Genomic DNA, 9,552 nt, shown 5'->3' on the forward strand with positions numbered 1-9,552 from the left:
GTCAGGCGGCCCTACGTTGTTGATGGGTCGATGAAGCCAGTCGTATGGTCTTGATCACCCAGGGGTGCTGGGTGTGGCTTTCAGGCGGCTGCCGCTCGTGGCTCTCATGGCTTGGCCGCCCGGCACCCCACGACGACTCGGCCGCTGATTAGGAAGTGCGACAAGATCGCTGAGTAGGGCAATGCCGGCGAGGTCGTCCGTGGTAAGCACTGCATCGACGAGCACGGCAGGAGAACGATGAGCCGGATATGGGCGGGGATCGACTGCGGCAAGGCCCACCACCACTGCGTCGTCATCGACGCGGAAGGCAGGAAGCTGCTGTCCCGACGCGTGGTCAACGACGAGCTGGAGCTGCTGCAACTGCTGGACGACGTCCTCGACCTGGGCGAGGAGGCCACCTGGGCGGTGGACATGGCCGACGGCGGTGCCGCGTTGCTGATCACCCTGCTGGTCAACCACGGCCAGCCGCTGCTCTACATCCCCGGCCGGGCAGTCAACCGGGCCACGGACGGATACCGGGGCGAGGGCAAGACCGATGCCAGGGACGCGCTGGTCATCGCGGACCAGGCTCGTGTTCGCCGAGACCTGCGGCCCATGCGCCCTAGCGACGAGGCCACCATCGAGCTCAAGTTGTTCACGGCTAGGCGGACCGATCTGGTTTGTGATCGTACCCGGGCGGTCAACCGGTTGCGCGGGACGCTGACTAGTGTGTTCCCGGCGCTTGAGCGCGTGTTGGAGCTGACCAACGCCGGGCCGCTGGTGCTGCTGGCCGGCTACCAGACCCCGGCGGCCATCCGCCGAGCGGGTGTGAGCCGCTTGGAGAAGTGGCTGGGCAACCGCAAGGTTCGAAGCGCTGCCGCGCTGGCAGCCGCCGCGCACGAGGCCGCGGAGCGTCAGCACACCTCTGTGCCGGGGGAGAAGGCAATCGCCCAGATGGTCCAGGCCCTGGCCGAGGAGGTGATGGTCCTCAACGGGAAGGTCGCGGAGATCGACAAGCTCATCGAGGACCGGTTTCGCAAGCACGAACTCGCCGATGTGATCGCCAGCATGCCTGGCATCGGGCCTGTGCTCGGCGCTGAGTTCCTTGCCGCGATCGGCAGCGACATCACTTCGTTCGCGAGTCCTGACCGTCTCGCGTCGTTCGCGGGCCTGGCCCCGGCACCTCGGGACTCCGGGCGCGTCAGTGGCAACCTTCACCGCCCTCAGCAGTACCACCGCGGGCTGCAACGGGTCTTCTACACCTCGGCGTTGATCAGCATCGGCTGTCATACAGAGTCCAGGCGCTTCTACGACCGCAAGCGCGCTGAAGGCAAGCGTCACAAGCAGGCGGTCCTTGCCCTGGCCCGCCGACGGGTCAACGTTATGTGGGCACTCATCCGTGACGGACGGTGTTACCAAGCTGTACCTCCGGTTGCCGCAGCGGCTTGACAACTTCATTAGGAAGCCTTGAGCTGTGCGGCGATCTTGACGACGCGCTCGGCCTGGACGCGGGCGGCGGTGCGGGTGGGGTCGCCGACGGGGTTGTTGCCCTGGGCGTCGACGTGGGAGGTGCCGTAGGGGTTGCCGTCGACGAACTTGGCCGGGTCGGTGAAGCCGGGGGTGACGGTGATGCCGCCGAAGTGGTGGATCGAGTTGTAGAGGGCGAGCAGGGTGGACTCCTGGCCGCCGTGGGCGGTGGCGCTGGAGACGAAGCCGCTGTAGACCTTGTCGGCCAGCTTGCCCTGGGCCCACAGGCCGCCGAGGCCGTCGATGAACTGCTTGAGCTGGGCGGAGACGTTGCCGAAGCGGGTGGGGGAACCGAAGAGCACCGCGTCGGCCCACTCGATGTCCTCGGCGCGCGCCTCGGGGACGTCCCGGGTGGCGGCGTGGTGTGCGGCCCAGGCCGGGTTGGACTCGATGGCGCCGGCCGGGGCGAGCTCGGCGGCCTTCAGCAGGCGGACCTGGGCGCCGGCCTTGACGCTGGCGTCGTGCAGTTCCTTGGCGATCTCGGCGATGGTGCCGGTGGAGGAGTAGTAGACGATGGCGAGCTTCACGGGGGTGGACACAGGGGTTCTCCGTCTCGAGGTGGTGGTGTGGGTCTTGCGAAGGAGCGGACCGCCCGCTGGGGGGTTCGGCTCGGGGGTTCGGCTGGGGGTTCAGCAGGGGGGCCGGCCCGGCCGGATGCCGGCCGGGGACGTGTTCAGACCGGCACTGAGGCCGAGTGCACGATCTCGTGCTGCCACTGCGCACGCGGCTGCCGGTGCAGCGTCCAGTAGTGCTCGGCAATCAGCTCGGGGTCGGCGTCGGTGCCCGGCACGATCGCGCAGTCCACGGTCACGGTGGCTATGTGCACGCCGAGGTGGCCGTACTCCTGCTCGAGGATCTCGGTGAGCGCGCGTACACCGGCCTTGCCGAGGGACAGGCTCGTGCTGCGGCTGAGGGGCCGCGGCATGCCGCCGGTGATGATCACCGTGCCGCCGCCGGTCCGGGCCATCTGCGGGGCCAGGTACGTTGCCGCGTCCAACGCGCCGAGCACGTTCACCGACCACGCGTCCAGGTGCTGCTGCGTGCTCAGTTCGCCGGGCCGGTCCGACCGGATGATCGCCGCGTTGTAGACGAGGACGTCGGGCACGCCGTGCGCCTCCACGGCGACGTCGACGGCGGCGTGCAGCGCCGCACGGTCGGCACTGTCGGCGCGCAGTGCGAGCACCTGCCCGGAGGTCCGCGTGCGGACCGCGGCGGCGACTTCGTGCACGGCTTGGCTACGGGCGATCGCCGCGACGGGCAGGCCCTCCCGCGCGAACCGCGCGGCGACCGAGGCGCCCAGGCCTGCTCCGGCGCCCACAATGACTAGTCCTGGCATGGGAATCTTCTCCAACTCGCGTGGTGTTGAACGCGACCGTAGGTCCTCTCATCGGTGTGAGGAGCAAGGCATGCGGCATCGCCGCAGGTGGGAGCGGGGAGCACAGATGCAGATCGGCGAACTCGCCGCCCGTTCCGGTGTGCCGGAGCGGCTGCTGCGGTACTACGAGGAGCGCGGGCTGCTGGCCCCCGACCGGACGCCTGCGGGCAGGCGCCGCTATCAGGAGTCGGACGTGGTGCGTGTCGACACCATCCGGGCGCTGCTCGCTGCGGGCCTGAACACCGCGAACATCGCGGTCATGCTGCCGTGCGTGGGGTACGACGCGGGACGGCTGCTGCCGCAGTGCCCGGAGATGGTCACCCGCCTGGCCCGGCAGCGTCGCCGCCTGGACGAGTCGATCGAGGGACTCGAGCACTCACGTCGCCTGGTCGACGCGCTCCTGGCAGAAGCAGGGCCGTGACGCAGTCACGGCCCTGCTTCTGCCCAGCCCGGTGACGACGGGGAAGTCCGAGCCGTAGAGGACCTTCCGATCGAGCGGACCGGACAGCTGCCGTAAGAGGTGGCCTTAGGCCCTGACCGCTTCCGTCATCTCGGGCGCCCCCAACGCCGGTTCGAGCAGCGACAGCGTCCGCTGCTCCGCGTCGAGGCCGGCGCGGATGCCGACCGGCATCGGCAGGTTCGGGCCGGCGTGTCCGATCTCGACGTTGCCCAGGACGGGGATGTCGCGGTCGCCGAGGACATCGAGGACGATCTCGCGCAGGGTGGGGGAGGCGCCGGGCTCGAGTCCGCTGATGTCGCGGGGAATGCCGACGACCATGCCGGCGATCCGGTCGAGGATGCCGGCATGCCGCATCACCTGGAGGTAGCTCCACACGTACGAGGCCAGGCCGCCCAACTCCTCCCAGAACAGCACGGCACCGTCGAACCGTTCGAGCGGCAGCGCGAAAGCCGTCGCCTGCGCCAGCACGATGCGATTGATCACCCCGCCGATCAGCGGACCTTCGGCACGGCCGGGACGCCAGCACTCCCACGACGGGCTCGTGGGCAGCGCACCGATGGCCTCGGTGCTGGTCAGCAACCGGGAGTAGAGGCTTTCGAGTTCCGCCTGACGTGCCACCGGCGCGGACTGCCAGTGTCCGCCGAAGCCGGGGACGGCCATGTCAGCATGGAACCCGACCAGGCCGGTGCGCCCGTAGAGCGCCAGGTGCAGCAGCGAGATGTCGCTGTAGCCGAGGATCGGTTTGGGGTCGGCCTTGATCGCCTCGACGTCGATCAGGTCCAGGTAGCCGAACACTGTCTGACCGCCGTCACTCGCGACGATCGCGCGCACCTCGGGATCACGCAGCAGACTGTTGAGCTCCCCGGCGATCTCCGCCGGCGTGGCCGCGCTCCACCAGCGGCTGCGTCCTGCTTGGAGGAGCGGGGCCCGGCGCACCCGGAATCCCATCCGCTCGAGCACGACGATGGTCTGCTCGACGTTGGGCTCGTAGGCGGCGGGCAGCGGACCGGACAGCGCTGCGATGACGACGAGATCTCCGGGCTTCAGCGCACGTGGTCGAAGCAGCTGTGACAGTGCGGGAGTTGTCATGGCGTCAGTGTCGCCGGTGCGGTGGGTGGGGGCACGCGATTATTGCCGGGCGTGCAGAGCGGTGAAGGCCCTTGGGCGGTGCGGGTGTTGGTACGAATCGGCATGCGTGATCAAGGAGCCCCCGGCGGTTGGCCGGGGGCTCTCGTGTCGGTCGGTCGATCGGTCGGTCAGACGGTGCCGAAGGCGCCTGCCTTGATGCCGGCGACGAACGCGGAGAAGGCATCGGCCGGGAAGATCAGCGTGGGACCGTCGGGGTTCTTGGAGTCGCGGACGGGCATGACGTCGGCGAAGCCGGGGGCGACCTCGATGCAGTTCCCCCCGCCGCCGGAGTAGGTGCTCTTACGCCAGATGGTGCGAGACAGGTCAGGGGTCATGCGAGGGAGTCCTTCCGCGCGGTGCGAATCGGGTTGTAAATGTTGTGGCCGAGTCCTGGCCCACACGATCGTGAGCCGATGCCGCTGTCACCAAGGACGCCGTCACCGGCCTTGGCCTTGCCACTGGTGGCCCGGTCTTCGTTGTTGGCGTGCAAAGCGAGGCTGGGGTCGGTAGCGAGCCTGCCCGGTGTGGTCAGCCGACCTGGGGCGTCTCGATGACCAGGCGCGTGTCTGGGTCGAACCACACCCGCACCCGGTCCGGCAAAAAGTCACACGTGACGTCATGAGTCATCGGCACAGGCTGAACGTGCAAGCCCGGATCCTCAGCTTCGATCTCTGCCTTCGCCTTGTCGGCATCGACGCCGACGAGGTGAGGCCACGAGCGCAGAGAAGCGAAGTCGAAATCGTCGTCGTCCGTCATGACCATCACCCTCCCCAGCTACAGAGATCGACAAGCCGAGCGGTGGCTGCCGGCCTCGAAGCAACGCGGCCGAACGGTCGGTGGTAACGGAGTCCTGCTGGAGCCCTGTTGCCAGCAGCGGATCTTGAACAGCGATGATCTTGGCTTGATGCGAGGGGATCTGACGGACCGGCAGTGGATTCGGCGCGTTCTGATCTTCGGCCTGGTCACCGCTCTCCGCGCCGCTGGCGGTGACTTCAGCCGGTGCGCGGCCGGCACGGATCCGGTATGCGTGACCGAGGAGCCCCCGGCCGTTGGCCGGGGTCAGACGGTGCCGAAGTCGCCTGCCTTGATGCCGGTGACGAACGCGGAGAACGCGTCGGCCGGAAAGATCAGTGCGGGTCCGTCGGGGTTCTTGGAGTCACGGACCGGCATGACGTCGGCGAAGCCGGGGGCGACCTCGATGCACTCGCCCCCGTTGACGGTGGAGTACGACGACTTGCGCCAGTAGACGCCGGATAGGTCGAGGGTCATGGGAGGAAGTCCTTCCGTGTGGTGCGAATCGGTTGTAGCAGTTGTAGCGGAGTCCTGGCCCGCACGGTCCAGCCGATCGCTCACGGTTGCGAAATCGTCCGTCATGACCGTCACCCTCCCCAGCTGCAGAGATCAACAAGCCGAGGGGTGGCTGCCGAGGAGCCCCGGCCCGTCGGCCGGGGGCTCTCGTGTCGGTCAGTCAGACGGTGCCGAAGGCGCCTGCCTTGACGCCGGTGACGAATGTGGAGAACGCGTCGGCCGGGAAGATCAGCGCGGGCCCGTCGGGGTCCTTGGAGTCGCGGACGGGGACCGCACCGGGGATGTTGGCGGCCACCTCTACGCATGCGCCGCCGTTGTTGCTATAGCTCGACTTGAACCAGTCGGGGGTCATGGGAGGAAGTCCTTCCGCGCGGTGCGAATCAGTTCGATGGATGCGGCCTGCGTAAGCGCCTCTACTTGTAGGTGATGGTAGGCGCTGAGCAGGGGCTGCACGGCGTCGGGATCGCGTTCGAAGAACCCCTGTTGGGCGCTTTCGGAGTACGCAGCAACTGAATGGTCGGGGAGTGCGAGCAAGTAGACCGGGAGGTCAAGGCTTCGGGCCTCGCCCATGGAGTAGGGGGCAACTTGCAGCATGACATGCGGCTGCCGGGCGGTGGTGACGAGGTGATCAAGTTGCCCACGCATGACTGCTGGGCCGCCGACCGGGCGCCGGATGCAGCTCTCATCAAGGATGCCGTGGATGCGCACCGCCGGCTGGCGGGCGAAGATCTGCTGCCGTTTGAACAGCAACCGGAGCCGCTCCTCTGCCTGCTCCTGGGTGATGCTGCCCCGGCTCACGGCTGCTGCTGCAAGCGCCTCTGCGTATGCCGCAGTCTGTAGCAGCCCCGGGACAATCCCGACCTCGAACATCCGAACCTCGCTGGCCCGGGACTCTTGCGCGGCGTAGTCCGGGAAGCCGTGGAGCATCGCACTTGCATGGACATCCCAGTATAGGCCAGCGAATCGGCTGCCCGTATCGAACGTCTGATCAACTTTACGAGCAAAAGGTAGAGTTGGTGACTTCCGTCCGGTCTCGACTGCTGAGATCAAAGACCCGGATCGGCCCAGGCGCTCACCGAACTCTTCTTGTGTCATTCCCAACTGCTCGCGTAGAGAGCGGAGTTCGGCACCAAAGCGTGCTCGGGAGGACGCTGAAGGGACCAGTTCCAGTCGGTTCATGTGTCTCTCTACTTCCTTTCCTGGCAAGTTGAGCTGCAGCTGACGGTACGCCACAGTGACTCTGCCCGGTAGTGGAATGGCTACGGAGAGGAGTCGGATTACCATGGCAGCGAGAAACGAGGCGCAGGAACCGGAGCGGCGGGAGACCCTGCTGCGACAGCGGGAGCGCGAAGCCGCCGACACCGCAACCCAGTTGACGGCAAAGCTCGCCGAGGCCGCGATCGTCCTGCCGTCGGTTGGCGTGGACTGGCCGATGGTCACCGGTGAAGTCCTCGTCACGCTCGGCCGGGCCAACATCGGCACGGTTCGCGAGCTCACCAGCCTGCTCAGTGATGGGTTGAAGTACCGTGCCCAGCAGCAGCGTTGAGGGCCCTGAGGAACGGATGGTCCGGGAGCTCCGGGAGCGTGCCGAACGGGTCGTCGCCCGGATGGTCAACGCTCTCGCGCTGGCTGAACTTCCGCGCCTCGTCGGCCTGGAGGGCGGCCGGATCACCGTCATGCGCGAGGGCATCCACATCGAGATCGGCGGGTGCAGCGTCCGCACCCTCGAAGCGATCGCCGACTACATCGAAGACCACGCGGTCTGTCTGGGGCGGGTCATCCCAGGGCGGGTCCTGCCCACTCGGGTGGCCGAACTGCCCGGTGTGCGAGACGAGGTGAGCGAGACGTGAGCAACGAGCCCTCGCCCGAGCCCGAGCATCAGGGCCTCAGCATCCGCACGTACCTGGTGACCGCCGACGGTGAGCGAATCCAGCTCTCCCGGGACGAGTTCGGCCCCGAGTACCCCAGCGGCCGTCCGTCCAGTCAGATCTGGCCGGACTGCCGGTGCCCGCGCTGCCGGCCCAGCAACCCGGGCACGAGGGCGTGATCCGGGGCCGCAGTCCGCGCGCCGAGTTCGCCTGCGCTTCGCTTGGTCCCGGGGCTGCCGCTTCGAGCTCAAGCGCGTGAGGTTTGAGGGACCGGGCAGGCCTGATGAACGAGTGTCAACTTTTCACGGAGAACGGTGTGTTTGCGGTGATCCTTTTGGCTAGGCTCGCGGTTGGATCAACTGTCAGCAAGCAGCCCTGCCACTGAAAGAGGTACCCGTCATGTCCCTCAGCGTCGATGTCAGCAGCCGGGCCAGTGCGAGCTCCTTCGGGTGTCTGAAGAGCAATGGCTACACCGGCGCCGTCATTCGCTGCTACCAGTCCGAGGGGCGGGTCGACCCGAACTTCGCCGCAACTGCGCAGAGCGCGCGGAGTGGCGGCATGAGTCGGGTCGACGCGTTTGCCGTCATCGGCACGGATACGCCCGCCACGGCAGCGAGCGACGTGGCCCAGGCCGTCAAGGAGGGCGGGACGGAGACGACCTGGCTCGACGTGGAGGGCGCGGGGACGTACTGGAAGGGCAGCCAGTCCGACAACCGGGCCAAGTTCACGGAGCTCCTGAAGGCCTTCAAGGGCACTGGCCTGGTCCTCGGCATCTACACCGCTGCGAGCCAGTGGAACGGGATCTTCGGCGAGGGCTTCACCATCGCTGCCGACCTGCCGCTGTGGTACGCGCACTACGACGGCGTGGCGTCCTTCAGCGATTTCGCCCCGTTCGGCGGGTGGAGCCGCCCCAGCATGAAGCAGTACAACGGCGGTACCAACCAGTGCGGGGTCCTGATCAACACCAACTGGTCCCCCGACGAGTCCGCCGGTAGCCGGTAGCCGGGCAAGTGTGCTGGACCGGCAGCAGCAGGTTTTGCCCGTGCCCGTGCACCATGGAGCGCTGGAGAACGGGTGCGCCGGGCCTTTCTGGCTCAGGCGCCGATCCGTGACCACTCCTGCTCCAGGATCGAGTACGTGATCGAGTGCGGGGTTCGAAGCTGCGGTGCCGGGTGGCCTCGGGGGCGCCGTAGATCGCCGGCAGGGCGCCGGCGTCCTCGGGTTCGACCTCGCGCAGCGCCAGGCGGGAGCCCGGCCAGGTGAACTGGTGCCATGGGCTGCCGAGCCTGCCGCTGAGGTCGCCGGGGGAGGCCGGAACGGGGGAGGTGCTGAAGACCTCGAAACCGTCGTGAGCCGGGCGTTTGGTGATCAATTGTGTGTTCGGAACTGATGGTCCATAGGATGCGGGCCGTGATGATCATCAGACGACGATGGCCGGCCCGCCCGGCCGCGCTGCTGGCCGCCCTGCTGACGGTCGCGTTCGCCGTGCTGGGCTGCCTGCCCGCGCGTGCCGACGAGCCGAGCGCACCGGCGAGCGCACCGAGCAGCACCGAGGATCCGAAGGTCGACCTGATCCTGGACGTCAGTGGCTCCATGGGGACCGCCGACATCGATGGCAGAACCCGGATCTCGGTGGCCCAGCAGTCCATCGACGACGTGATCGACGCGTTGCCGCCGCAGGCCGAGTTCGGCATCCGTACGCTCGGTGCGACCTACCCGGTCAGCGACCAGGCGGACGGCTGCAAGGACACCAAGGTCCTCTACCCGGTCGGCAGGACGGACAAGGTCGAGGCCAAGACCGCCGTCGCCACCCTGCGGCCCACCGGCTGGACCCCGATCGGCCTGGCGCTGGGGGGCGGGGGGTGGGGAATGGGGGAAGGGGAGGGGAGACGACGGGTGGGGGTGGG

Annotated in this window: 15 protein-coding genes; 7 read left to right on the forward strand and 8 right to left on the reverse strand. The window is 68.0% G+C overall.

Going from position 1 to position 9,552, the window contains the following annotated elements; all coding sequences use genetic code 11:
• The first annotated feature begins 237 nt into the window (after positions 1-237).
• Positions 238-1,428 carry an IS110 family RNA-guided transposase gene (locus tag AC060L_RS35835; RefSeq protein ID WP_483798717.1) on the forward strand — a complete coding sequence of 397 codons (1,191 nt, stop codon included), beginning with the start codon at positions 238-240 and terminating at the stop codon, positions 1,426-1,428.
• Positions 1,429-1,436: 8 nt separating this feature from the next.
• Here AC060L_RS35835 and AC060L_RS35840 read toward each other — a convergent pair whose 3' ends face one another.
• Complete coding sequence (locus tag AC060L_RS35840) at positions 1,437-2,045, reverse strand: flavodoxin family protein (protein WP_483803178.1); 609 nt, start codon at positions 2,043-2,045, stop codon at positions 1,437-1,439.
• Between the two features lie 134 nt (positions 2,046-2,179).
• The gene (locus AC060L_RS35845) at positions 2,180-2,824 is read right to left on the reverse strand and encodes an SDR family NAD(P)-dependent oxidoreductase (protein WP_483803179.1); all 645 of its coding nucleotides are present in this window, start codon (positions 2,822-2,824) and stop codon (positions 2,180-2,182) included.
• Between the two features lie 124 nt (positions 2,825-2,948).
• Between AC060L_RS35845 and AC060L_RS35850 the strand changes: the two genes are divergently transcribed.
• A complete protein-coding gene (locus AC060L_RS35850) occupies positions 2,949-3,302 on the forward strand; it encodes a MerR family transcriptional regulator (protein WP_483803180.1) in 354 nt (117 codons plus the stop codon).
• A gap of 105 nt (positions 3,303-3,407) precedes the next feature.
• Here AC060L_RS35850 and AC060L_RS35855 read toward each other — a convergent pair whose 3' ends face one another.
• From AC060L_RS35855 to AC060L_RS35880, 6 genes are all read right to left on the reverse strand, one after another.
• Positions 3,408-4,430: a S66 peptidase family protein gene (locus tag AC060L_RS35855; protein ID WP_483803181.1), complete on the reverse strand. Its 1,023-nt coding sequence runs from the start codon at positions 4,428-4,430 to the stop codon at positions 3,408-3,410.
• A gap of 167 nt (positions 4,431-4,597) precedes the next feature.
• A complete protein-coding gene (locus tag AC060L_RS35860) occupies positions 4,598-4,804 on the reverse strand; it encodes a DUF397 domain-containing protein (RefSeq protein WP_483803182.1) in 207 nt (68 codons plus the stop codon).
• A gap of 193 nt (positions 4,805-4,997) precedes the next feature.
• Complete coding sequence (locus AC060L_RS35865; RefSeq protein WP_483803183.1) at positions 4,998-5,225, reverse strand: serine protease inhibitor; 228 nt, start codon at positions 5,223-5,225, stop codon at positions 4,998-5,000.
• 303 nt (positions 5,226-5,528) lie between these two features.
• Positions 5,529-5,738 (reverse strand): DUF397 domain-containing protein, encoded by a 210-nt coding sequence (locus AC060L_RS35870; protein ID WP_483803184.1) that lies wholly within the window; start codon positions 5,736-5,738, stop codon positions 5,529-5,531.
• Between the two features lie 199 nt (positions 5,739-5,937).
• Positions 5,938-6,129 (reverse strand): DUF397 domain-containing protein, encoded by a 192-nt coding sequence (locus AC060L_RS35875; protein ID WP_483803185.1) that lies wholly within the window; start codon positions 6,127-6,129, stop codon positions 5,938-5,940.
• The gene (locus AC060L_RS35880) at positions 6,126-6,956 is read right to left on the reverse strand and encodes a helix-turn-helix domain-containing protein (RefSeq protein ID WP_483803186.1); all 831 of its coding nucleotides are present in this window, start codon (positions 6,954-6,956) and stop codon (positions 6,126-6,128) included. Before AC060L_RS35880 ends, AC060L_RS35875 begins: the two co-directional genes overlap by 4 nt.
• 103 nt (positions 6,957-7,059) lie before the next feature.
• On the opposite strand from AC060L_RS35880, the gene AC060L_RS35885 reads away from it, so the two are divergent.
• The 5 genes from AC060L_RS35885 to AC060L_RS35905 all read left to right on the forward strand — a co-directional run.
• Positions 7,060-7,323, forward strand: a complete 264-nt coding sequence (locus tag AC060L_RS35885; RefSeq protein ID WP_483803187.1) for a hypothetical protein — start codon at positions 7,060-7,062, stop codon at positions 7,321-7,323.
• A 16-nt stretch (positions 7,324-7,339) separates the two neighbouring features.
• Entirely contained in the window at positions 7,340-7,627 is a 288-nt protein-coding gene (locus tag AC060L_RS35890; protein WP_483803188.1) for a hypothetical protein, read from the forward strand.
• Entirely contained in the window at positions 7,624-7,824 is a 201-nt protein-coding gene (locus tag AC060L_RS35895; protein ID WP_483803189.1) for a hypothetical protein, read from the forward strand. Before AC060L_RS35890 ends, AC060L_RS35895 begins: the two co-directional genes overlap by 4 nt.
• A 220-nt stretch (positions 7,825-8,044) precedes the next feature.
• The gene (locus AC060L_RS35900; RefSeq protein ID WP_483803190.1) at positions 8,045-8,647 is read left to right on the forward strand and encodes a glycoside hydrolase family 25 protein; all 603 of its coding nucleotides are present in this window, start codon (positions 8,045-8,047) and stop codon (positions 8,645-8,647) included.
• A 411-nt stretch (positions 8,648-9,058) separates the two neighbouring features.
• Positions 9,059-9,552, forward strand: a 494-nt coding sequence (locus AC060L_RS35905) for a vWA domain-containing protein (protein ID WP_483803191.1), incomplete at its 3' end; no start/stop codon positions are given.

It is taken from the genome of Kitasatospora sp. NEAU-69 (assembly GCF_057158765.1).